The sequence below is a fragment of the Roseicyclus salinarum genome (genome assembly GCF_029624655.1).
In the GTDB taxonomy this organism is placed as follows: Bacteria; Pseudomonadota; Alphaproteobacteria; order Rhodobacterales; family Rhodobacteraceae; genus Roseibacterium; species Roseibacterium salinarum.
In genome coordinates, this window is record NZ_JARRSA010000007.1 from 152,983 (window position 1) to 174,375 (window position 21,393).

Consider the following 21,393-nt stretch of genomic DNA (forward strand, 5'->3'; position numbering starts at 1 on the left):
CCTTGTTTTCGGTCTCTCATATGCCGCGCTGCGACGGGTGCCAGAAGGTCAGCCGCCGCTCTATCAGGGCCACGAGCCCGTAGAATGCCGTGCCGGACATCGCCGCCACGGCAATTGACGCCCAGACCATGTCCATGGCCAGACGCCCAACCTCGATTTTTATCCGAAAGCCCATGCCGACGACCGGAGAGCCGAAAAATTCGGCGACGATTGCCCCGATCAGCGCAAGCGTGGTGCAGATCTTCAACCCGTTGAAGACGAAGGGAAGCGCCGTGGGCAGGCGCAGCTTCACGAGGCTTTGCCAGTAGCTTGCCGCATAAGTGTGCATCAGGTCGCGTTGCATCGCCTCGGACGCCTTCAGCCCCTGCACGGAATTGACCAGCATCGGGAAGAAGACCATCGCCACGACGACGGCGGCCTTGGACTGCCAGCCGAAGCCGAACCACATCACGAGGATCGGCGCGGTGCCCACGATGGGAAGGGCAGCGATGAAGTTTCCGACCGGAAGAAGCCCGCGCTGCAGGAAGGGCGAGCGGTCGATGGCGACCGCGGTCAGGAAGGCTGCCGCGCATCCGATCAGGTAACCAGACAGCGCGCCCTTCAGGATCGTCTGGCGGAAATCGGCCCAGAGCGTCTCGGTATTGGCCGCGAAGGTCGCCGCGATGGAACTGGGCGCGGGAAGGATGATGGGCGACACCTCGTAGAGACGTACCGTCGCCTCCCACAGCCCGAGCAGCGTGAAGCCGAAGATCACCGGCACGAGGAACCGCGCCCCCGCGCCCCGCGCCCGCCCCGCCAGAACGGCGTTCAGCGCCCATGCGCCAAGCCAGATCGCCAGGATCGCGCCGAGGCGCCAATCCAGCACGAAGCCCAGCGCGACCAGCCCCGCGCCCAAGCCCGGCAGGGCCCAGCCCGGCAGGGCGACGCGCGATGCGCCCGCCGCGCTCATGCGCCAAGCCCCATGCGGCGCAGCGTGATGCGTTCGATCAGCCCCAGAAGCCCGACGAGCGCCGCGGCGCAGATCGCCGCCATGAAAAGCGCCGACCAGATCTGGATCGTCTGGCCGTAGTAGCTTCCGGTCAGAAGGCGCGCGCCGAGGCCGAAGCGCGCGCCGGTCGGAAGCTCGGCCACGATCGTGCCGACCAGCGCCGCGGCGATCCCCACCTTCAGAGAGGCGAACAGGAACGGCACCGAGGCCGGAAGGCGCAGCTTCCAGAAGGTCTCGGCCGCCGTGGCCGAGTAGGTGCGCAACAGGTCGAGGTCCATCATGCCGGGGCTGCGCAGGCCCTTCACCATGCCCACGACCACCGGAAAGAAGCTGAGATAGGCCGAGATCAGGGACTTGGGGACAAGCCCCTCGAGCCCGATGGAGTTCAGGACGACGATGATCATCGGCGCGATGGCGAGGATCGGGATCGTCTGGCTTGCGATCGCCCAGGGCATCACGCTGAGGTCCATCGCCCGATTGTGGACGATGCCCACGGCCAGCAGGATGCCGGCAAGCCCGCCGATGGCGAAGCCCAGAAGCGTGGGCGCAAGCGTCTGCCAGGCATGGAAGAACAGGCTGCGCGGGTTCGGACGATACTCGCCCCGCCGCTCGCGCAGGATCGGCTCGCCGATGGTGGTGTTCCAGAGCTCGGCGGCGACCTGGTGCGGCGCGGGCAGCACCGGACGCTCCTGGGTCATGGCGTCGGCGATGATCCCGGTCGCGCTCATCTCGAGGCCCTGCCGCCCGATCTGGTCGAGGGTCCATGCGCGGTTGAGCCCGATGGCGGCGGCATACCAGACCGCGACGATCACGGCGACGACGGTCAGCACCGGCAGCACGGCGCCCGAGACTGCGCCGAGGCCGCGGCCCAACGCGCCGACGCCGCCGCCGGGCGCACTGTCGGCGGTCGCGCTCATGGTGTCGCCTCAGTCGTCATAGGCATGTCCCGCCCTCAGCCCTTCGCGCACCCGGTGGGCGATGGCGAGGAACTCCGGAGTGTCGCGAATGTCGAGCGGACGATCGGGCCCGAGATCGCTTTCGATCACGTCCGTGATCCGGCCGGGCCGCGGGCTCATCACCACGATCTTGGTCGAGAGATAGACCGCCTCGGGGATCGAATGGGTGACGAAACCGATGGTCTTTTCCGTCCGCCGCCACAGCGCGAGAAGCTGCTCGTTGAGGTGATCGCGCACGATCTCGTCCAGCGCGCCGAAGGGTTCGTCCATCAGGAGGAGGTCGGCGTCGAAGGCGAGCGCCCGAGCGATGCTGGCACGCTGCTGCATTCCGCCCGAAAGCTGCCAGGGAAATTTCTTTCCGAACCCTTCGAGATCAACGAGTTGCAGAACGTTCTTTGCGCGCCGTTCCTGCTCGGCGCGATCAAAGCCCATGATCTCGAGCGGCAGCTTCACGTTGTTCTCGATGGTTCGCCACGGATAAAGCCCCGCGGCCTGGAAGACGTAACCGTAAGCGCGCGCGCGCCGCGCCTCGTCAGGCGTCATCCCGTTGACGGTGATCGCGCCGCCGGTCGGCTCCTCCAGCGCCGCGACCACGCGAAGAAACGTGGTCTTGCCGCAGCCAGAGGGGCCGATGAAGCTTACGAAATCGCCCTTCCGGATGGTCAGGTTCACGTCCCGCAGCGCCTGCACGGGCCCGTCCGCCGTCCGGAAGGTAAGGTCGAGGCCGCGCGCCTCGATCACGGGATCGGCCAGCTTCGGCGTCTCGGCCACGGTCTCCGGCGCTGTCCTCAAACGGATTGCTCCCACTCTGGCGCCCGCACTTCAGGAACGGGTCGCATGCCTCTGTTCGGTTTATCTTTTTCCGGCCTCAAACGCCACTCACCGGGATGCCGGACCGCTCGACCGGACGCGGCGCGGTCAGGTCCTTCCACTGGCTCAGTGCGCGGTTGACCGCACCGTTCGGCGGGCGCTTCACGAACTTGCCGTGGCCCTCCCGCGTCCTGATCTCGCCGTCGTGGATCGCGACATGGCCGCGGGTCAGCGTGAAGCGCGGCAGGCCCTTCACCTCCTTGCCCTCGAACACGTTGTAGTCGATCGCGGACTGCTGCGTTCCGGCCGTGATCGTCTTGGACTTCTCGGGGTCCCAGACGACGATATCGGCGTCAGCGCCAACAAGGATCGCGCCTTTTTTCGGGTATGTATTCAATATCTTGGCGATGTTCGTTGATGTAACCGCGACAAACTCGTTCAAGGTCAGCCGACCGGTGCCGACGCCATGCGTCCAGAGCATCGGCATCCGGTCCTCAAGGCCGCCCGTGCCGTTCGGGATCTTGGTGAAATCGCCGAGGCCGGTGCGCTTCTGCTCGGTCGTGAAGGCGCAATGGTCGGTCGCCACCACCGAGAGCGACCCCGACATCAGCCCCGCCCAGAGGCTGTCCTGATGCTGCTTGTTGCGGAAGGGCGGGCTCATCACGCGGCGGGCGGCGTGGTCCCAGTCGGGGTGGAAATACTCGCTCTCGTCCAGCGTCAGGTGCTGGATCAGCGGCTCGCCCCAGACGCGCTTGCCCTGCTGCTTGGCGCGCCGGATCGCCTCGTGCGCCTCCTCGCAGCTGACGTGCACGACATAAAGCGGGACGCCCGCCATGTCGGCGATCATGATCGCGCGGTTCGTGGCCTCGCCCTCCACCTGGGAGGGCCGCGAATAGGCGTGCCCCTCGGGGCCGTTATTGCCCTCGGCCAGCAGCTTTTGCTGGAGTTCCGCCACGACGTCCCCGTTCTCGGCGTGCACCATCGCCGTCGCGCCAAGCTCGGACAGGCGCCGGAACGACGCGAAAAGTTCGTCGTCGTTGACCATCAGGGCGCCCTTGTAGGCCATGAAGTGCTTGAAGGTGTTGATGCCGCGCTCGCGGACGACGCCCTCCATCTCGTCGAAGACCTGCTCGCCCCACCACGTCACGGCCATGTGGAACGAGTAGTCGCAATTTGCCCGCGTCGACTTGTTGTCCCACATCTGCAGCGCGTCGAAGAGGCCCTGGCCCGGCGAGGGCAGCGCGAAGTCGACGACCATCGTCGTGCCCCCCGCGAGCGCCGCGCGCGTGCCGCTTTCGAAATCGTCGCTCGAGTAGGTGCCCATGAAGGGCATCTCGAGATGCGTGTGGGGGTCGATCCCGCCGGGCATGACGTAGCACCCCGTCGCGTCGAGCACCTCGTCGCCCTTCAGGTCGGGGCCGATCGCGGTGATGACGCCGCCCTCCACGAGGACGTCCGCCTCGTAGGTCAGGTCCGCGGTCACGACCGTTCCGCCCTTGATCACCGTGCTCATCGTCGAACTCCCCTTGTGGTTTCACGCCTATTGCGGGCGCGTGCAGATCATCCGGCCGTCCCGCGTCAGAAGCGGCAGGTAGGTAATCTCGACCGGCCCGGCATAGCGGTACCAGTAGCATCCGTCGCTTTCGATGCGGACGTTGCGCATGTCCTGCCCGGGCGCCACGAGCGCCAGGATCTGCTCGTTGATCGTCTCGGTCTCGCCCTCCGGCGTCGGCGGCGCGCCGCAGGCCGCAAGGGCCAGCACCATGGGCAGCGCCCGGCATGTCGTTCGGATCATTCCACTATCCCCGCAGTTTCAACCACGGCATGGAATAGCACATCGGTTCCCGCTGTCGCCCACTCTGGCGATATTTCCTCGGCTTCGTTGTGCGAAAGTCCGTCGACACAGGGGCACATGACCATAGCGGTCGGCGCGACGTCGTTGATCCAGCATGCGTCATGGCCCGCGCCCGAAACGATATCCATATGGGAATACCCAAGCCTTTCAGCGGCTTGCCGGATGGCGCTCACGCAGTTCTCGTCGAAAGCGGGCGGGTCGAACTGCCCCACGATCTCGGCCTCGAAGCCCACGCCGATTTCCTCGCAAAGCTTCGGCGCACGCTCCATCAGCTCGTCGACCATGCCGTTCAGCTTGTCGAGAAGATGCGTTCGCAGGTCTACGGTGAAGACGACCTTGCCCGGAATGATGTTGCGCGAATTGGGGTAGACGTCGATGTGGCCGATCGCGCCAACCGCGTTCGGCTGGTTCTTCATGGCGATCTCGTGGACCAGCTCCGTCACGAGCGCGAGACCCCGTCCGGCATTGCGGCGCATGTTCATCGGCGTGGAACCCGTGTGGCTTTCCTTGCCCGTCACCGTGCACTGGATCCAGCGGAGGCCCTGTCCGTGGGTGACGACGCCGATGTCCTTGCCTTCCGCCTCGAGGATCGGGCCCTGCTCGATATGCAGCTCGAAGAAGGCGTGCATCTTTCGGCCGCCGACCTTCTCCTCGCCCTTCCAGCCGATCCGCTCCAGCTCGTCCCCGAAGCGTTTGCCCTGCGCGTCGACCTTGTCATACGCCCAGTCGAGGGAATGCTTGCCCGCGAAGACGCCGGAGGCCAGCATAGCGGGGGCGAAGCGCGTCCCTTCCTCGTTCGTCCAGTTGGTGACGACGATGGGGTGCTTCGTCCTGATGCCCAGATCGTTGAGCGTGCGCACGATCTCGAGCCCGCCGAGCACGCCAAGAACGCCGTCGAACTTGCCGCCCGTCGGCTGCGTGTCGAGATGCGAGCCGACATAGACCGGAAGCGCCTCGGGGTCCGTGCCCTCGCGGCGGGCGAACATGTTGCCCATCTCGTCGACGCCCATGCTCATGCCGGCGTCTTCGCACCACGCCTGGAACAGCGCGCGGCCCTCGGCATCCTCGTCGGTCAGGGTCTGGCGGTTGTTGCCGCCCGCGACCCCGGGCCCGATCTTCGCCATCTCCATGAGCGACTCCCACAGCCGCTCTCCGTTGATCTTCAGGTTCTCGCCGGGTGCGGGCATCCGTGTCGTCCCTTCGTCTTTCGGTCAGTGCAGCCGTTTCAGGATGTCGCGCAGCGTCCCGAACAGGACGTCGATATGCGACTTCTCGATGATCAGCGGCGGGGACAGCGCGATGATGTCGCCCGTGGTGCGGATCAGCACGTTGTTCTCGTAGGCGTCGAGGAAGGCGCTGAACGCGCGCTTCGTCGGCTCGCCCGCGATCGGCTCCAGCTCGATCCCCGCGATGAGGCCCATGTTGCGGATGTCGATGACGTGCGGGCAGTCGGCCAGCGAGTGGACGGCGTCCTCCCAGTAGCCGGCAAGGTCGGCCGCGCGCTCGAAGAGGCCCTCCTCCTTGTAGGTCTCGAGCGTGGCGAGGCCCGCGGCGGAGGCGATGGGGTTGCCCGAGTAGGTGTAGCCGTGAAACAGCTCGATCATGTGCTCGGGGCCCTGCATGAACGCGTCGTGGATCTCCTTCGTGGCCAGCACGGCGCCCATCGGAATGACGCCGTTCGTCAGACCCTTGGCGCAGGTGATGAGGTCGGGCATCACGTCGAAGTGGTCGGCCGCGAAGGGCGATCCAAGCCGCCCGAAGCCCGTGATGACCTCGTCGAAGATCAGGATGATGCCGTGCTTCGTGCAGATCTCGCGGAGACGCTGGAGGTAGCCCTTGGGCGGGATCAGCACGCCGGTGGAGCCCGCCATCGGCTCGACGATGACCGCCGCGACCGTCTCGGGGCCGTGCAGCGCCACGATGCGCTCCAGATCGTCGGCCAGATCGCCGCCATGCTCGGGCTGGCCGCGGGTGAAGGCGTTGCTGTGCGGCAGGTGCGTGTGCGGCAGATGGTCCACGCCCGTCAACAATGAGCCGAAGAACTTGCGATTGTTGACGATACCGCCAACCGAGATCCCGCCGAAATTGACCCCGTGATAGCCGCGCTCGCGCCCGATCAGGCGGGTCCGCGTCCCCTGCCCGATGGCGCGCTGGTAGGCGATGGCGATCTTCAGCGCCGTCTCGACGCTTTCGGAGCCGGAATTGGTGAAGAAGACATGCTCGAACGGCGCGGGCGCCATGTCGGCGAGGCGGCTGGCAAGCTCGAAGGCCTTGGGGTGACCCATCTGGAAGGCGGGCGCGTAATCGAGCTCGGCCGCCTGCGTCTGGATCGCCTCGACGATCTTCGGGCGGTTGTGGCCCGCGTTGCAGCACCAAAGGCCCGCCGTGCCGTCCAGCACCTCGCGTCCGTCCGCAGTCTTGTAGTGCATCCGGTCGGCCGACACGAACATCCGGGGCGTCTTCTTGAACTGCCGGTTCGCGGTAAAGGGCATCCAGAACGCCGAAAGATCGTTCGGGACCGGGTTGGAACGGTCGAGGGCCATGAGGTCTCACCCTGTCTTGCGGTCGGGCCGCGCGCCGCCCGTCCCGCCGGATTGCTGTTTTGACCATCTGGTCAAGATCACGCTAGCAGAGGCGCTGTGCCAGTCAACGGATTGAACGCCGAGGCAGGCCCGACCGCAAGGCAAATGATGCCGTATTGGCCCCGGACGGCGCGTCCTTGTGCGCTGCGGAAAGGCCGCTTGCCCCGGCCCGCGCCAAGGTGCCATGCTGGCGGCCATGAACGTCCAGCCGCCGCGCACGCGCATCCAGAAGAAGAACCGCAAGACCATCCTGGACGCGGCGCTCGACGTCTTCTCTGCGCATGGCTTCCGCGGCGCGACGCTTGACCAGATCGCGGCCGAGGCGGGGCTGTCCAAGCCCAACCTGCTCTATTATTTCCCGTCGAAAGAGGCGATCCACGTCGCCCTCCTGAGCGCGCTGATGGACACGTGGCTCGATCCGCTGCGCGCGCTCGACCCCGCGGGCGACCCCACGGGCGAGCTTCTCGCCTATGCGCGGCGCAAGCTTCAGATGAGCCGTGATTTCCCGAGGGAATCGCGGCTCTTCGCAAACGAGGTGCTGCAGGGTGCGCCCCGGATCGGCGAAGCGCTTGCGACCGACCTGAAGACGCTCGTGGACGAGAAGGCCGCCGTGATCCGCGGCTGGGCCGAGGCCGGGCGGATCGCGCCGGTCGACGCCCACCACCTGATCTTCTCGGTCTGGGCGCTGACGCAGCATTACGCCGATTTCGACGTGCAGGTGCGCGCCGTGCTCGGCCCCTCGCGGGACCCCCTCGACGAGGCGGAGAGGTTCCTCGAAACGCTCTTCTCGCGTCTCATCGCGCCGTGACCCGGCCAGGGCGCGCGGCCCGGTCCCCGTTCCGTCCCCGTCAGACCAGCAGCAGGCGCCCATCCGCGTCCGCCTCAAGCGGGGCGGGATCCATGATCTCGCCGACGAAAACGCCCTCGGGCCGGTCCGCGAACCCCATGAGACGCAGGCCCTCCTCCGTCTCCAGGACGCGCGAGGCGTAGCGGGCGCAGGGCTGCGCGCCGTCGAGAAACGGCAGCGGCGCAAGCCGCCACGGGCCGCGCGGATCATCGGCCACGAGGTAATGGGTGCCGGTCACGGGGCCGCCGGGCGACGCCTCGGCCGTGTCCCTCGCGTAGTCGTGCGCCGCCGTGCAGAACAGCATGCACCACCGCCCGCCGGCCCGGAAGACCTGCGGCACCTCGAGCTGGCCGAAGCCGCCGGTGAACACCGGCTCGCGCAGCGTCCACCGCTCCAGGTCGGGCGAGGTCGCCCGCGCGATCGCGCCGCCCGCGTTCGGCTCGTCGATCCCGCTGGCGCGCGCGGTCAGATACATCAGCCAGCCCTCGCCCTCGGGGTCGCGCATCACCCAAGGGTCGCGGAAGGCGCGGTGCGACCAGAGCGCCTGGCCAAGATCGGCCTCGTAGGCGTGCGCAGCGGGACCCTCGATGTCGAGGACCGGATCGGACGAGACCCGCGTCCAGTTGTGCAGGTCCTCCGACGTCGCGTGGCCGATCCGCTGAACGAGGCCGTCCTCGGCCCGGCAGATGCCGGTATAGAACAGGTGCCAGGGGCCGCTGTCATCGCGGACGACAGAACCGGTCCAGATCGCCATGTCGTCGAAGGCGGGCCCCGCGGACGGCGCGAAGCACTCGCCCAGATGCTCCCACGACACGAGGTCCCGCGACACCGCGTGTCCCACCCGCGCGTTGTGGTGGCGAAGCTCGGGGTCGCCGAGGGATTTCGGAGCCTGCAGGAAGAACGCGTGCCAGGTGTCGCCGTCGCGGGCGTACCAGCTGTCCCAGATCCAGTGCGTTTCGCTTGCGATGCCCATGATCGGCCTCCGGTTCGGGTTTGGCCCGCCGTCTCTCAGGTGGCGCGGCGGGATGCAAGCGGCCAGTGGCCGGCGGCATTCTGCCGCCCCCGCAGGCACGGAACCCGCGGCCGCTCCATGCCGTTGGGGCTGCGAAAGGGCCCCACCGTACGAGGTTGCCCGACGCAAAGGAGGAAACGTCATGAGCTATCCCTTCACGCTGACCTTGCGCGAAGTGACGCCCGTCACCCACGACACGCGCCGCTTCCGTTTCGACAGACCCGAGGGCTTCGAGTTCGAGGCCGGTCAGGCGACACATCTCGCGATGGACCGCGCCGGATGGCGCGAGCAGGACAGGCCCTTCACGATGGTCTCCGATCCCGGCGCGGAAGAGCTCGACTTCATCATCAAGATCTATCCCGACCATGACGGGGTCACGGCACGGATGGACGACCTGACACCTGGCGACCAGGTCCTGGCGGACGATCCCGAGGGCGCTATCACGGATCACGGGCCGGGCACGTTCCTGGCTGCGGGCGCGGGCATCACGCCGTTCATCCCGATCCTCGACCAGCGCGCGAAGCGCGGCGAGATCGCGGGCTGCCGGCTGATCTTCTCCAACCGGAGCGCGCGCGACATCATCCTGCGCGAGCACTGGGAGGAGATGGAGGGGCTCGACACCGTCTTTCCAACCGACCAGCCGGGCGACGGGATGCCGGACGGGCCAATCGACCGGGAGTTTCTTGACGGGCGGCTGGTGCCGGAGGGCCATGTCTACCTCTGCGGCCCCGGCGGCTTCGTGGACGCGATGCGCGACGCGGCGCGCGCGATTGGCGTGCCCGACGAGCGCATCGTCACCGAGGCCGGCTGGTAGGAACGACGCCGGGGCCCGTCGCGGCCCCGGCGCCCGTCGTCACTCCGCCGCCTTCGCCGCGGCGGGGTTGTTGGGATGCGTGGTCCAGTTGGCGTAATCGTCCGACACCGTGCGCCCGGTGCGCAGGTCGACGGTGCCCGCCTCGAGCCGTTCCATCGTGATGCAGTCCTCGACCGGGCAGACGTTCACGCAGAGGTTGCAGGCGACGCATTCCTCGTCGATCACCTCGAACACGCGGTCCTCCGACATCGAGATCGCCTGGTGCGAGGTGTCCTCGCAGGCCGCGTAGCAGCGGCCGCACTTGATGCAGGCGTCCTGGTCGATGCGCGCCTTGGTGACGTAGTTGAGGTTCAGATACTGCCAGTCGGTGACGTTGGGCACGGCCCGGCCAACCAGGTCGTCCAGCGTCATGCCCTTCTCGTCGAGGTAGTTCGACAGGCCGGACTTCAGCTCTTCCACGATCTTGAAGCCGTAGGTCATGGCCGCCGTACACACCTGTACGGTTCCCGCGCCCAGCGCCAGGAACTCGGCCGCGTCGCGCCATGTGGTGACGCCGCCGATGCCGCTGATGGGCAGGCCGTGCGTCTCGGGATCGCGGGCGATCTCGGCCACCATGTTGAGCGCGATGGGCTTCACCGCCGGGCCGCAATAGCCGCCGTGGCTGCCCTTGCCGTCGATCGAGGGCTCGGGACTGAAGTCGTCGAGGTTGACGCTGGTGATCGAGGAGATCGTGTTGATCAGGCTGACCGCGTCCGCGCCGCCGGCCTTGGCCGCGCGCGCCGGAAAGCGGATGTCGGTGATGTTCGGCGTGAGCTTGACGATCACGGGCATCCGCGTGTGCGCCTTGCACCAGCGCGCGACCATCTCGATGTATTCGGGCACCTGCCCCACGGCCGACCCCATGCCGCGCTCGGACATGCCGTGCGGGCACCCGAAGTTCAGCTCGATCCCGTCCGCGCCGGTCTCCTCGACCAGCGGCAGGATCGACCGCCAGCTTTCCTCGTCGCAGGGCACCATGAGCGAGACCACCATGGCGCGGTCGGGCCACTCGCGCTTGACCTTCTTGATCTCGCGCAGGTTCACCTCCAACGGGCGGTCGGTGATCAGCTCGATGTTGTTGAGGCCCAGAAGCCTGCGGTCGGCCCCCCAGATGGCGCCGTAGCGCGGGCCGTTCACGTTCACGACATGCGGGTCGAGGCCCAGCGTCTTCCAGACGACGCCGCCCCAACCCGCCTTGAAGGCGCGCACGACGTTGTATTCCTTGTCCGTCGGCGGCGCGGAGGCGAGCCAGAACGGGTTGGGCGACTTGATGCCCAGGAACTCGGTGGAAAGGTCTGCCATTCTTGGATCCTCCGTCAGTGCGGCCGCGTCGGGCCGGAGCCTGGGTGGCGGGATGTGGGACGGCCGCGCATCACGCGGCCTTCTGGTGAGTGTCGCAGAAATGGGCGGCGCGGCCGCCCACGGTTTTATTGCGGATCGTTCCCCTGCATCGGGCGCGCGGGAAATCCGCGACGCGGCGCGTCAGAAGGTGCACCGTGCGGTCGTGCATGGTTCGTGTCGCCGTCTCCGACAGGCCATGCGCCCCGGAAGACACTTCTGTATGGAGCAGGATCCAGTCCGACCCGTTGGTGCCGATCCCGACTGTATTCCCTTGGTCCAACGGCACCGGTTCGATCGCCCCCCGTTCGCCACCGACCCGTGCGGCGAAGACGCGCCCGCCGAAGACCTCGACGCCGATCTCCGGCGCGTCGGGTCCGAGGCCCGTCGGCGCGGCGTGCGCAGGCGGCGGCGCCTCGATGTGGCGGCGGGTCGCCTCGGCTTCGGGAAGCTCGGGCATCGGCCCCGCTATTCCGCCGCCGCCGAAGGACCGGCAAGCGCCGCATGGATGTCCTCGGCCGCGTCGCGCCCCTCGGCCACTGCCGTCACGGTCAGGTCCTCGCCGCCCGCGGCGCAGTCGCCGCCCGCCCAGACGCCCGCGACGCTGGTGCGCCCGGCGCCGGTGACCGCGATCTTTCCGCCGGCAAGTTCCAGCCCCTCGGGCGCGCCCTCCAGCGTCTGGCCGATGGCCTTCAGGACCTGGTCGGCGGCGATCTCGAAGGTCTCGCCGGTGCCGGTCAGCGTCCGCCCCTCGGAGCGGGTGTATTCCACGCGCACGCCGGTCACCGCGCCGTTGCCGAGGATCTCGACGGGCATCGCGTCGAACACGAAGCGCACGCCCTTCGACGCCGCGAGGTCCTGCTCGAAGCGGGACGCGGGCATCGCCTCACGCCCGCGGCGATAGAGGATCGTCACGTTCTCCGCGCCCAGAAGCTTTGACTGCACCGCGGCGTCGATCGCCGTCATGCCGCCGCCGATCACGACGACGTTGCGCCCCACCGGCAGGGTTCCAAGATCGCCCGCCTGCCGCAGGTCCTCGATGAAGCCGACCGCATCCACGACACCGTCGCGGGTCTCGCCGTTGGCCCGGAGCGCGTTGACCCCCTGCAGGCCCATGCCGAGGAACACGGCGTCGTAGCCCTCGCGCAGGTCGGCCAGCGTGAGGTCTGCGCCGAGGGGTCGCCCGTTCTCCATGGCGATACCGCCGATCTTCATCAGCCAATCGACCTCGGCCTCGGCGAAGCCGCCGACGGCCTTGTAGTAGGCGATGCCGTACTCGTTCAGGCCGCCGCCCTTGGGCTTCGCCTCGAAGATGGTGACGTCGTGGCCGTGCATCGCGAGCCGGTGCGCGCAGGCGAGGCCGGCGGGCCCAGCGCCAACGACCGCGACCTTGCGGCCGGTGGGCGCCGCGCGCTTGTAGGGATGCACGCCCGCCTCCATCAACGTGTCGGTGGCGTAGCGCTGAAGCCTGCCGATCTCGACCGGCTTGCCCTCGGCCATCTCGCGCACGCAGGCCTCCTCGCACAGTGTCTCGGTCGGGCAGACGCGGGCGCACATGCCGCCGAGAATGTTCTGGTCGAAGATGGTCTTGGCCGCCGCCTCGGGCGTGCCGGTCGCGATCTGCCGGATGAACAGCGGAATGTCGATGTCCGTGGGGCAGGCCGTGATGCAGGGCGCGTCGTGGCAGAAGTAGCACCGGTCCGCGGCCACCAGCGCCTCGTGATCGTCGAGACGCGGATGCAGATCCGAGAAGTTCGCCTCGAGCGACTGCGGATCGAGGCGGGACGGCGCAATGCCGGGCGTGAAGGGGCTGTTGGTCATGTCGGTCCCTGTCGGATGGCTGGCCCCGCCCTTGCCGGACGTCAGGCCGCTGTCTTTCGAGGAGGCTGGCACGGGTCCGGTTTTTTATCAAATGGTAAATTATCGGAACGCCGCTCCCGGCCCCGTCGGGCCGCGGCGGGGCGCGCAGACGGGCGGGCGTGCCGAAAAAACAGGCACCATGCCCCCGGCCCTGCCCGTTCCGGCCCGTCCGGCCGCCCGCGCGCCCGGCGACGCGGAGTGCCGCACGGACTTTTCCCTCGCCAGCCTCTGCGTTATAGGGCGCGGACCGGTCGCACATGACCGGAACGAGCAAGCGATCGGGGCGAGAGACGAATGAGCGACAAAACCCATGAAACGGACGTGGCCTTCATCAAGGCGCTTGCCGAGCTTCTGCGCGAGAACGACCTGACGGAACTGCACGTCAAGCGCGACTACGGCGAGGACGACACGCTGAACGTCCGCGTCGCCCGCCAGCTTCACGCCGCCCCCGCCCCGGCCATGGCCGCCATTCCCGGCCTCGCCGGCACTGCCCCGCCCCCTGCCGCCGCAGCCGCGCCGCACGACACCCCCGAGGATCCCGCCCAGCACGCCGGCGCCGTCACCTCGCCGATGGTCGGCACCGTCTACCTGCAGGCAGAACCCGGCGCGAAACCCTTCGTCGCGGTCGGCGACAAGGTCAGCGAGGGCCAGACCCTCCTGATCATCGAGGCGATGAAGACGATGAACCAGATCCCCAGCCCGCGCGCCGGGACCGTCAAGCGCATTCTCGTCGAGGACAAGTCGGCCGTCGAATACGGCGCGCCGCTGATGATCATCGAGTGAGGACAGGGGGTCCCATGTTCCGCAAGATCCTCATCGCCAACCGGGGCGAGATCGCGCTGCGCGTCATCCGCGCCGCCCGTGAAATGGGCGTGGCGAGCGTCGCCGTGCATTCCACCGCCGATTCCGACGCGATGCACGTCCGCATGGCCGACGAGGCGATCTGCATCGGCCCGCCGCCCTCGACCGAAAGCTATCTCAGCATGGCCGCCGTGCTGTCCGCCGCCGAGATCACCGGGGCCGAGGCGATCCACCCCGGCTACGGCTTCCTCTCCGAGAACGCCAACTTCGTGCAGGCCGTCGAGGATCACGGCATCAAGTTCATCGGCCCCTCCGCCGCGCATATCCGCATGATGGGCGACAAGATCACCGCCAAGGAGACGATGCGCGCGCTCGGCGTGCCCTGCGTTCCCGGCTCGCAGGGGGGGATCGCGCATTTCGAGGCCGCCGAGGCCATCGCGGCCGAAATCGGCTATCCGGTCATCGTGAAGGCGACGGCGGGCGGCGGCGGGCGCGGCATGAAGCTGGCGCGCAGCGCGGACGAGCTGGAAACCGCCTTCCGCACCGCGCGCTCCGAGGCCAAGGCCGCCTTCGGCAACGACGAGGTCTACATCGAGAAATACCTCGCCCGGCCGCGCCACATCGAGGTGCAGGTCTTCGGCGACGGCAAGGGCGGAGCGGTGCATCTGGGCGAACGCGACTGTTCGTTGCAACGCCGCCACCAGAAGGTGCTGGAGGAGGCCCCCGGCCCCGTGATCGACCCCGAGACCCGCGCCCGCATCGGCGAGACCTGCGCGCGCGCGGTCGCCGAGATCGGCTACGAAGGGGCGGGCACGATCGAGTTCCTCTTCGAGGATGGCGAGTTCTTCTTCATCGAGATGAACACGCGCCTGCAGGTCGAGCATCCCGTGACCGAGGCCGTGTTCGGCGTGGACCTCGTGCGCGAGCAGATCCGCGTGGCGGCGGGCGAGCCCATGTCCTTCACGCAGAACGACCTCGTGGTGAACGGCCATGCCATCGAGGTGCGGATCAATGCCGAACGCCTGCCGAACTTCAGCCCGTCGCCGGGGCGGATCACGCAGTATCACGCGCCGGGCGGCCTTGGCATCCGCATGGATTCGGCCCTTTACGACGGCTACCGGATCCCGCCCTATTACGACAGCCTGATCGCCAAGCTGATCGTGCATGGCCGGAACCGTCCCGAGGCGCTGTCGCGGCTGAACCGCGCGCTTGGCGAACTGATCGTGGACGGTGTCGATACGACGGTGCCGCTGTTTCACGCGCTGCTGCAGGAGCCCGAGATCCTTTCCGGGGACTACACGATCCACTGGCTTGAAGGCTGGCTCGCCCGTAATATGGGCTGAGTCCACCCCGGCCCGGCGATCGTGCCGGCGGAGCGCCGCGATGACGCAGGCGGGGGTGGTGACATGTCGTCCCTGCCGCCTAGGTTTCAGCCATGGCCCATGACGTATACCGCCTCTCGCCACCCCCGCTCAGCCCCGCGCTCATGCTGCGGGCCTATGCGGCCGGCATCTTCCCGATGTCCGAGGGCGCGGATGACCCGACGCTGTTCTGGGTCGACCCGCAACGCCGGGGCATCTTCCCGCTCGACCGGTTCCACGTCTCGCACTCGCTGGCGCGTCGCATCCGCAGGGGCGGGTTCGAGGTCCGCGTGGATCACGACTTTGCGGCCACGGTCATGGGCTGCGCCGACCGCGAGCCGACGTGGATCAACGCCGAGATCTTTCGCTGCTACATGGCGCTGCATGCGATGGGGCGGGCCCATTCGATCGAGGTCTGGCAGGACGGCGAGCTTGCCGGCGGCGTCTTCGGCGTCGTGCTGGGCGGCGCGTTCTTCGGCGAATCGATGTTCTCGCGCCGCGCGGACGCCTCGAAGATCGCGCTGGCGTGGCTGGTGGCACGCCTGAGGTTCGGGCGTTTCCAGCTGTTCGACACGCAGTTCGTGACCGAGCACCTGGAAAGCCTTGGCGCGGTCGAGATCCCGCGCGCGGAGTATCGCGAGATCCTGCACGCGGCCCTCGAGACCGAGGCCGACTTTCTGGCGATGCCGGACGACCTGTCCCCTCAGGAGGTGCTGGAGCACCTCAGGACCCACACGTCGTAGCGCGGATGCTCCAGCGCGCTGAGCGCGGGCGATGACGCGACCATCCAGCCATCGAAAAGCGTGTAGCCGGCCGTATCGAGGATCCGGACGTGAGCGAAGGCGTCCGCGGCGGGGTTGTCGGCCGGGTAACGGCACTCGGGCACATGGATCGCGACACGGCCGAACAGCACCGTCTGGCCCACCGACATCTCCAGGTCTGTCGGACGTCCCAGCATCCGGTCGAGCGCGCGCAACGTGATCCGGTCGCCTTGCCGCGTGGGCGGCTGGCTGACGGACGTCACCGGCCCCGACACGCCCGGAAAATTCTCGAGGAGCACGCCGCTCTGACCGCCGGGGTTGGTCTCGAGCACCACGCCGCCGTCCGTCTCGGGCAGCAGGACGCCGTCCCCGTCGAGCCATGACGGGTTGAGCGCATCCTCGCCGCCCGCGCCCGGCTGCGCCCCCTCGGGCAGCGGCGGCAAGGGTGATTGCTCGAAATTGTCGAAAGTCTGCGACGCGGCCGCGACGGGTGCGGTGGCCAGCATCGCCGCAAGCAGAACGTGACGCGGGGTCATGAGCCGTCGTCCCCCGCCGCGAAACGCATGAGAAGGGTGATCAGGCTGACCGAGCTTTGCGTGTCGAGGATCTCTCCGCCGGGTTCCAGCACGAAGGGCGAGCCGCCGGGAATGATCTCGACGAAGGTGCCGCCCAGCAGCCCCTCTGAGGCGATGGCGGCGGCGCTGTCGTCGGGGATCTCGAGGTCGCCGGCCACGCTGAACGTCGTATCGGCGCGGAAGGTGGCCGGGTTCAGCGCCATCGCCGTGACCGTCCCGATGCGCACGCCCGCCATGCGCACTTCGGTCCCGAGGCTCACCCCCTCGGCCGAGCGGAACGAGGCGGTCAGCTCGTAGCCCTCGGCCGCGCGGAACGCCCCTCCGGCGGTGGACGAGGCGTAGGCGAAAAAGCCCACGGCTGCGGCGAGAACCGCCGCGCCGACCAGGATTTCCGCGATCGTGTCGTCACGTTCGGCCATGTCGGGCCTCCCTGCGCGCGCCCCGCGGCGCCGCGGCGGCGGTCGCCGTCACTCGGGGCTCCAGGCCTCGTAGTCGCGGCGCTCCTCGGGCTCGGCGCGGCGGATCGAGCCTGCCGGCGCATAGGCGCGCGGCGTGCCGGTCAGGTTCGGCAGGTGCGGCTTTTCCCACGCCTTGCGCACGACCGGCCTTTCGGTCGGCGGCTCGTCCCATGTCCAGTGCAGCCATCCGTGCCAGTCCGGGCCGACCCGGCTCGCCTCGGCCTCGCCGTCGTAGATCACCCAGCGCCGCTTGCCGTCCTTCGAGCGGTAGAAGACGTTTCCAAACTCGTCCTCGCCCACCTTCACGCCGTTGCGGGCGGTGAAGATCTGCGTGCCGAGGGTCTGGCCGTTCCACCAGGTCACGAGGCGCTTGATGAAGTTCAGCATGGGTCGGGGCCTCCGGATGGGGCTTGCGGATGCGCATCGGGACGCACCCGAAGCCGTCGGGACCGGTAATGCCGCAAGCGGGCCCGGGCGTCCAGTGGGTTGGGCCGGGCGGGGTGTCGCGGTCCTCGGCCGGCGCCGGCGCCTCAGCCCCGGCAGGTGGCGATGGCGTCGCGATGCGCGCTCCCGACGGCGTTGCTGGCCGACATGGCCGCCGTGCGTCCCATGCCGCGGGCCGCCGCCGCCTCGGCCACGGCCGCGTCGTAGGCGTCCACCATTCTGGCCCCTGCCTCCATGGCCGCGACCGCCGCAAGCCCGATGTCGGAGTAGAGCGCGAGGTCCGCCGCCGACAGCTCGGCCGCAAGGCCCTCGGAGGCGCAGGCGCAGACCTCGGCCGTATCGCCGAACCGGACGCACTGGGCGAAGGCCCCGTCCCCTTCCTCCTGCGCGAAGGCCGGCAGGCAGAGCGAAACGAGCGCGGCGGCGGCGGCGAGAGGCTTCATGGGCGGGCTTTCCTGCTGTGGACACGAAACTCGGCCAAGCCTGCACCATAAGGCCCGAGCGGGCAACCGGAGGGACATCCGTTCGGCCACCGCCCGCCACCGGGAACGAGCATTCGCGCGGCACCGAACGCGCGCCCTCATCTTCCCTAACGGAATCGGCGCCGTTGTGGGCAAGCGGGCCTTGGCATAATGCTTCGCCAAACCTTGCTCAGGGAGGCATGACACATGACCGACGGACCGTCCTACGGCTTCGACACGCTCCAGATCCACGCGGGCGCCCGCCCCGACCCGGCCACGGGCGCGCGGCAGACGCCGATCTACCAGACGACAGCCTATGTCTTCCGTGACGCGGAACACGCCGCCGCGCTGTTCAACCTGCAGGAAGTGGGCTTCATCTACTCGCGCCTGACCAACCCCACCGTCGCCGTCCTGCAGGAGCGGATCGCGACGCTGGAGGGGGGCGTGGGCGCCGTCTGCTGCTCGTCGGGGCACGCCGCGCAGATCATGGCGCTGTTCCCGATCATGGCGCCGGGTCGCAACATCGTCGTCTCGACGCGCCTCTACGGCGGCACCGTCACCCAGTTCAGCCAGACGATCCGCCGCTTCGGCTGGTCGGCGAAATTCGTCGATTTCGACGACCTCGACGCGGTCCGCGACGCCATCGACGACGACACGCGCGCCGTCTTCTGCGAGGCGATCGCCAATCCGGGCGGCTACATCACCGACCTGCCCGCCATCTCCGCGATCGCCGACGCCGCGGGCCTGCCGCTGATCGTCGACAACACGTCGGCCACGCCCTACCTCTGCCGCCCGATCGAGCATGGCGCGACGCTGGTGGTGCATTCCACCACGAAATACCTCACCGGCAACGGCACCGTGACCGGAGGCGCCATCGTCGATTCGGGCCGGTTCGACTGGTCCGCCTCGGACAAGTTCCCCTCGCTCAGCCAGCCCGAGCCGGCCTATCACGGCCTCAAGTTCCACGAGACGTTCGGCCCGCTCGCCTTCACCTTCCACGGCATCGCCGTGGGCCTGCGCGACCTCGGCATGACGATGAACCCGCAGGCGGCGCACTACACGCTGATGGGGATCGAGACGCTGTCCTTGCGGATGGAGCGGCACGTCGAGAACGCCGTGAAGATCGCGACATGGCTCGAGAACGACCCGCGCGTCGATTACGTCACCTACGCCGGCCTGCCGTCCTCGCCCTATTACGACCGCGTCGCCACGATCTGCCCGAAGGGCGCGGGCGCGCTGTTCACCTTCGCGGTGAAGGGCGGCTACGAGGCCTGCGTGAAGCTGGTGGATTCGCTGGAGATCTTCAGCCACGTCGCCAACCTCGGAGACACGCGCAGCCTCGTGATCCACTCGGCCTCGACCACCCACCGCCAGCTCACCCCCGAGCAGCAGGAGGCGGCCGGCGCCGCCCCCAACGTGGTGCGTCTGTCGATCGGGATCGAGAACGCCGACGACCTGATCGCCGACCTCGACCAGGCGCTTTCGGCGGCGACGGCCTAGGCGATTCTCCCGCGGCGGCAGCGGTTCGGCGGCGCGGATATCAACAGGGGCGCGAGTTATCCACAGACTTCGGGCCACCCGGCAACGGGCTGGCCCGAAAGGCTTTTTCATCCCGCGATTCCACGCTAGACTGAAAACCGCCGATATGGGGGGCGCGGGCTTGGGGGCATGTTTCCCAAGACGCCCACCTCCTGTATGACAGAGCGATTGCCCGGAAGGCATCGGGCAGAAAAAGCCAGAGGTCCGCCTTGACGACACATGTGGCGCTATTTCTCTCGTCCGAAGGCATCGCGCTTGCTCACAGGCAGGGCGCGGGGCACTGGACATTCCTCGGCGATACCTCCTTCGACGCCCCGGACCTCGACGCGGCGATGGCCGATCTTCGGGCGCTGGCGGAGGCGCGCGAGGGCAAGGATTTCGCGACGCTCCTGATCCTTCCCGACGACCAGCTCCTCTACACGTCGCTGACCGCGCCCACGAACGACCCCGAGATGACGGAGAGCCGCATCGAGGAAGGACTGGAGGGCCTGACGCCCTACGCCGTGCCGGACCTCGTCTACGACTGGAGGGCCATCAGCGCGGATCGCGTGAAACTGGCCGTCGTCGCGCGCGAAACGCTGGACGAAGCGCGCGCCTTCGCGCTCGCGCACGGCTTCACCGCCGCCGGCTTCGCGGCCATGCCGCCGCAGGAACGCTTCCCCGGAACGCCGTTGTTCGACCTGTCGCCCGAGGCGCACGGGCTGAGCTTCCCCGAAGAGGGCATCGCCTTCGGTCCCGACACATGGGCCGAGGAGAAGCAGGAGGAAGCCGACAGGGAGGCCGCAGAGGCCGCTCGGGAGGCGGAGGAAAAGGGCAAGGCCGAGCCCGCCGAAGCCGCAAGTGACACGCCGGGCGACGCCCCAGCCGGGGGCGATGCGAAGGCGGCGACCGAGCAGAAGGACGAGACCGCGAAGGCCCCCGACGACGCGCCAGCGGCGAGCGAAAGCGGCACCGAGAACGACGACGCAGCGGCCCCCGACGCAGCGGCAGAGCGCGCGCAGGACGCCGCCGAGGCAACCAAGGCGGAAGACGCGGCCAAGAAGGCGCAACAGGCGAAGGCGCCAGAGACGGAAACGCCGGACGCCCAGCCTTCCGAGAGCGTCGCCGAGGCGGGCGCCGGTCCGACGCAGCACGAGGCGACCGAGGCCGCAGCGCCGGCCGGGGAACCGCCCCCCGCGGAGGAGACCACGCCCGCCGGCCCCGTGAAGGAGGCGGCGGAAACATCCAGCGGCGAAGACGCAGCCCGCGCCAAGGCTGACGAGGCCGAAAAGGCCTCCGGGCCGGACGAGCCCGCAAGGACCGACGAGGAAGAGGCTGCCGAACTCGACCCCGAGGAGGCCATCGCGGCAGCCTCGGCGCGCGGGGACGGCCCGTTGCACCCAGGCGCCGCGCTCGCGGAGGACGTTTCGGGGGACGCGGACCTGCCGTCCGGCAAGGCCGAGGACGAGGGGGACGAAACCGCCGCACAGACGCATCTCGAGGATCCGGCGCTGACCGGCCCGATCGAGCCGCTCGATAGCGGGGACGCCGCCGAGGCCGAGGCCGACGAGCTTCCCCCCGCGCCGTCGTCGGCGGTCCTCGCCGCGCGCAAGGCAAGCGCAAGCTTCGCCGGAGGCAGCGGACAGCCCGGCTTCTCCGCCCGCCGCGACCCCGTTCCGGCCCGCGAGGATCAGTCCGACGGCGAAGAGCCAGCGCCGCCGCCGTCATCCCGCACCGAAGACGCACCCGCGCCCGGCGAACGGGAAGAGCCCAGCGCCACGGCGGCACGCAATCCGCTGGCCGAGCGTCTGTCGCGCGTGCGCGAGGCAAGCCGCACGCCGCCGCACGGCAGCGCCGACGCGGCCTCGAGGGCGGAACGCGCGCTGCGCCCCGCCCCGCGCCGCGAGGACGCC

General features: G+C 68.8%; 21 protein-coding genes and 1 pseudogene. 7 read left to right on the forward strand and 15 right to left on the reverse strand.

From position 1 onward, the window contains the following. Positions 1 to 16 precede the first annotated feature (16 nt). The 7 genes from P6F26_RS06810 to aptA form a co-directional block, all read right to left on the reverse strand. Complete coding sequence (locus tag P6F26_RS06810) at positions 17 to 949, reverse strand: ABC transporter permease (protein WP_278027907.1); 933 nt, start codon at positions 947 to 949, stop codon at positions 17 to 19. After that, positions 946 to 1,905: an ABC transporter permease gene (locus tag P6F26_RS06815; protein ID WP_278027908.1), complete on the reverse strand. Its 960-nt coding sequence runs from the start codon at positions 1,903 to 1,905 to the stop codon at positions 946 to 948. The genes P6F26_RS06810 and P6F26_RS06815 overlap by 4 nt, the downstream gene beginning before the upstream one ends. Positions 1,906 to 1,914: 9 nt before the next feature. Then, the gene (locus P6F26_RS06820; RefSeq protein WP_278027909.1) at positions 1,915 to 2,736 is read right to left on the reverse strand and encodes an ABC transporter ATP-binding protein; all 822 of its coding nucleotides are present in this window, start codon (positions 2,734 to 2,736) and stop codon (positions 1,915 to 1,917) included. 76 nt (positions 2,737 to 2,812) lie between these two features. Next, positions 2,813 to 4,267, reverse strand: coding sequence for a dihydropyrimidinase (gene hydA, locus P6F26_RS06825; protein ID WP_278027910.1), 1,455 nt, complete (start codon positions 4,265 to 4,267; stop codon positions 2,813 to 2,815). Positions 4,268 to 4,294: 27 nt separating this feature from the next. After that, the gene (locus P6F26_RS06830; RefSeq protein ID WP_278027911.1) at positions 4,295 to 4,549 is read right to left on the reverse strand and encodes a hypothetical protein; all 255 of its coding nucleotides are present in this window, start codon (positions 4,547 to 4,549) and stop codon (positions 4,295 to 4,297) included. Continuing rightward, complete coding sequence (locus tag P6F26_RS06835) at positions 4,546 to 5,796, reverse strand: Zn-dependent hydrolase (protein ID WP_278027912.1); 1,251 nt, start codon at positions 5,794 to 5,796, stop codon at positions 4,546 to 4,548. Before P6F26_RS06835 ends, P6F26_RS06830 begins: the two co-directional genes overlap by 4 nt. A gap of 24 nt (positions 5,797 to 5,820) precedes the next feature. Next, positions 5,821 to 7,152 (reverse strand): omega-aminotransferase AptA, encoded by a 1,332-nt coding sequence (gene aptA, locus P6F26_RS06840; RefSeq protein WP_278027913.1) that lies wholly within the window; start codon positions 7,150 to 7,152, stop codon positions 5,821 to 5,823. Positions 7,153 to 7,375: 223 nt separating this feature from the next. Here aptA and P6F26_RS06845 point away from each other — a divergent pair, with 223 nt between their 5' ends. Continuing rightward, entirely contained in the window at positions 7,376 to 7,999 is a 624-nt protein-coding gene (locus P6F26_RS06845) for a TetR family transcriptional regulator C-terminal domain-containing protein (RefSeq protein WP_278027914.1), read from the forward strand. Positions 8,000 to 8,039: 40 nt separating this feature from the next. On the opposite strand, the gene P6F26_RS06850 is transcribed toward P6F26_RS06845, so the two are convergent. Next, positions 8,040 to 9,011 (reverse strand): glycoside hydrolase family protein, encoded by a 972-nt coding sequence (locus P6F26_RS06850; RefSeq protein ID WP_278027915.1) that lies wholly within the window; start codon positions 9,009 to 9,011, stop codon positions 8,040 to 8,042. Positions 9,012 to 9,192: 181 nt separating this feature from the next. On the opposite strand from P6F26_RS06850, the gene P6F26_RS06855 reads away from it, so the two are divergent. Next, positions 9,193 to 9,864 (forward strand): FAD-binding oxidoreductase, encoded by a 672-nt coding sequence (locus P6F26_RS06855; RefSeq protein ID WP_278027916.1) that lies wholly within the window; start codon positions 9,193 to 9,195, stop codon positions 9,862 to 9,864. A gap of 39 nt (positions 9,865 to 9,903) precedes the next feature. Here the strand turns inward: P6F26_RS06855 and preA are convergent, their stop codons facing one another. The 3 genes from preA to P6F26_RS06870 form a co-directional block, all read right to left on the reverse strand. Next, positions 9,904 to 11,205 (reverse strand): NAD-dependent dihydropyrimidine dehydrogenase subunit PreA, encoded by a 1,302-nt coding sequence (preA, locus tag P6F26_RS06860; protein ID WP_278027917.1) that lies wholly within the window; start codon positions 11,203 to 11,205, stop codon positions 9,904 to 9,906. A gap of 70 nt (positions 11,206 to 11,275) precedes the next feature. Then, the gene (locus tag P6F26_RS06865; protein WP_278027918.1) at positions 11,276 to 11,701 is read right to left on the reverse strand and encodes a hypothetical protein; all 426 of its coding nucleotides are present in this window, start codon (positions 11,699 to 11,701) and stop codon (positions 11,276 to 11,278) included. 8 nt (positions 11,702 to 11,709) lie between these two features. Further along, the gene (locus P6F26_RS06870; protein WP_278027919.1) at positions 11,710 to 13,062 is read right to left on the reverse strand and encodes an NAD(P)-dependent oxidoreductase; all 1,353 of its coding nucleotides are present in this window, start codon (positions 13,060 to 13,062) and stop codon (positions 11,710 to 11,712) included. A gap of 333 nt (positions 13,063 to 13,395) precedes the next feature. Here P6F26_RS06870 and accB point away from each other — a divergent pair, with 333 nt between their 5' ends. The 3 genes from accB (at position 13,396) to aat (ending at position 16,006) form a co-directional block, all read left to right on the forward strand. Continuing rightward, positions 13,396 to 13,884, forward strand: a complete 489-nt coding sequence (accB, locus tag P6F26_RS06875; RefSeq protein WP_278027920.1) for an acetyl-CoA carboxylase biotin carboxyl carrier protein — start codon at positions 13,396 to 13,398, stop codon at positions 13,882 to 13,884. Positions 13,885 to 13,898: 14 nt separating this feature from the next. Beyond that, positions 13,899 to 15,245 (forward strand): acetyl-CoA carboxylase biotin carboxylase subunit, encoded by a 1,347-nt coding sequence (accC, locus tag P6F26_RS06880; RefSeq protein ID WP_278027921.1) that lies wholly within the window; start codon positions 13,899 to 13,901, stop codon positions 15,243 to 15,245. Between the two features lie 92 nt (positions 15,246 to 15,337). Continuing rightward, complete coding sequence (gene aat, locus P6F26_RS06885) at positions 15,338 to 16,006, forward strand: leucyl/phenylalanyl-tRNA--protein transferase (protein WP_278027922.1); 669 nt, start codon at positions 15,338 to 15,340, stop codon at positions 16,004 to 16,006. On the opposite strand, the gene P6F26_RS06890 is transcribed toward aat, so the two are convergent. The 4 genes from P6F26_RS06890 to P6F26_RS06905 form a co-directional block, all read right to left on the reverse strand. Further along, positions 15,967 to 16,560: a DUF2155 domain-containing protein gene (locus P6F26_RS06890; RefSeq protein WP_278027923.1), complete on the reverse strand. Its 594-nt coding sequence runs from the start codon at positions 16,558 to 16,560 to the stop codon at positions 15,967 to 15,969. The two genes, aat and P6F26_RS06890, sit on opposite strands and share 40 nt — an antisense overlap. Next, positions 16,557 to 17,018, reverse strand: a complete 462-nt coding sequence (mlaD, locus tag P6F26_RS06895; RefSeq protein ID WP_278027924.1) for an outer membrane lipid asymmetry maintenance protein MlaD — start codon at positions 17,016 to 17,018, stop codon at positions 16,557 to 16,559. Before mlaD ends, P6F26_RS06890 begins: the two co-directional genes overlap by 4 nt. A 48-nt stretch (positions 17,019 to 17,066) precedes the next feature. Next, positions 17,067 to 17,444 carry an NADH:ubiquinone oxidoreductase subunit NDUFA12 gene (locus tag P6F26_RS06900; protein ID WP_278027925.1) on the reverse strand — a complete coding sequence of 126 codons (378 nt, stop codon included), beginning with the start codon at positions 17,442 to 17,444 and terminating at the stop codon, positions 17,067 to 17,069. Between the two features lie 143 nt (positions 17,445 to 17,587). Further along, positions 17,588 to 17,944: a hypothetical protein gene (locus tag P6F26_RS06905; protein WP_278027926.1), complete on the reverse strand. Its 357-nt coding sequence runs from the start codon at positions 17,942 to 17,944 to the stop codon at positions 17,588 to 17,590. Positions 17,945 to 18,169: 225 nt separating this feature from the next. On the opposite strand from P6F26_RS06905, the gene P6F26_RS06910 reads away from it, so the two are divergent. After that, on the forward strand, positions 18,170 to 19,462 hold the full coding sequence (locus P6F26_RS06910; RefSeq protein ID WP_278027927.1) for an O-acetylhomoserine aminocarboxypropyltransferase/cysteine synthase family protein: 1,293 nt from the start codon (positions 18,170 to 18,172) through the stop codon (positions 19,460 to 19,462). Between the two features lie 248 nt (positions 19,463 to 19,710). After that, a pseudogene (locus tag P6F26_RS06915) lies at positions 19,711 to 21,393 on the forward strand (hypothetical protein); the annotation flags it as partial.

Bases quoted from the DNA above. Each gene is read 5' to 3' on its own strand.
- P6F26_RS06810 (WP_278027907.1), bottom strand. From the start codon at position 949: ATGAGCGCGGCGGGCGCATCGCGCGTCGCCCTGCCGGGCTGGGCCCTG.
- P6F26_RS06815 (WP_278027908.1), bottom strand. From the start codon at position 1,905: ATGAGCGCGACCGCCGACAGTGCGCCCGGCGGCGGCGTCGGCGCGTTG.
- hydA (WP_278027910.1), bottom strand. From the start codon at position 4,267: ATGAGCACGGTGATCAAGGGCGGAACGGTCGTGACCGCGGACCTGACC.
- P6F26_RS06830 (WP_278027911.1), bottom strand. From the start codon at position 4,549: ATGATCCGAACGACATGCCGGGCGCTGCCCATGGTGCTGGCCCTTGCG.
- P6F26_RS06835 (WP_278027912.1), bottom strand. From the start codon at position 5,796: ATGCCCGCACCCGGCGAGAACCTGAAGATCAACGGAGAGCGGCTGTGG.
- aptA (WP_278027913.1), bottom strand. From the start codon at position 7,152: ATGGCCCTCGACCGTTCCAACCCGGTCCCGAACGATCTTTCGGCGTTC.
- P6F26_RS06845 (WP_278027914.1), top strand. From the start codon at position 7,376: ATGCTGGCGGCCATGAACGTCCAGCCGCCGCGCACGCGCATCCAGAAG.
- P6F26_RS06850 (WP_278027915.1), bottom strand. From the start codon at position 9,011: ATGGGCATCGCAAGCGAAACGCACTGGATCTGGGACAGCTGGTACGCC.
- P6F26_RS06855 (WP_278027916.1), top strand. From the start codon at position 9,193: ATGAGCTATCCCTTCACGCTGACCTTGCGCGAAGTGACGCCCGTCACC.
- preA (WP_278027917.1), bottom strand. From the start codon at position 11,205: ATGGCAGACCTTTCCACCGAGTTCCTGGGCATCAAGTCGCCCAACCCG.
- P6F26_RS06865 (WP_278027918.1), bottom strand. From the start codon at position 11,701: ATGCCCGAGCTTCCCGAAGCCGAGGCGACCCGCCGCCACATCGAGGCG.
- P6F26_RS06870 (WP_278027919.1), bottom strand. From the start codon at position 13,062: ATGACCAACAGCCCCTTCACGCCCGGCATTGCGCCGTCCCGCCTCGAT.
- accB (WP_278027920.1), top strand. From the start codon at position 13,396: ATGAGCGACAAAACCCATGAAACGGACGTGGCCTTCATCAAGGCGCTT.
- accC (WP_278027921.1), top strand. From the start codon at position 13,899: ATGTTCCGCAAGATCCTCATCGCCAACCGGGGCGAGATCGCGCTGCGC.
- aat (WP_278027922.1), top strand. From the start codon at position 15,338: ATGGCCCATGACGTATACCGCCTCTCGCCACCCCCGCTCAGCCCCGCG.
- P6F26_RS06890 (WP_278027923.1), bottom strand. From the start codon at position 16,560: ATGACCCCGCGTCACGTTCTGCTTGCGGCGATGCTGGCCACCGCACCC.
- mlaD (WP_278027924.1), bottom strand. From the start codon at position 17,018: ATGGCCGAACGTGACGACACGATCGCGGAAATCCTGGTCGGCGCGGCG.
- P6F26_RS06900 (WP_278027925.1), bottom strand. From the start codon at position 17,444: ATGCTGAACTTCATCAAGCGCCTCGTGACCTGGTGGAACGGCCAGACC.
- P6F26_RS06905 (WP_278027926.1), bottom strand. From the start codon at position 17,944: ATGAAGCCTCTCGCCGCCGCCGCCGCGCTCGTTTCGCTCTGCCTGCCG.
- P6F26_RS06910 (WP_278027927.1), top strand. From the start codon at position 18,170: ATGACCGACGGACCGTCCTACGGCTTCGACACGCTCCAGATCCACGCG.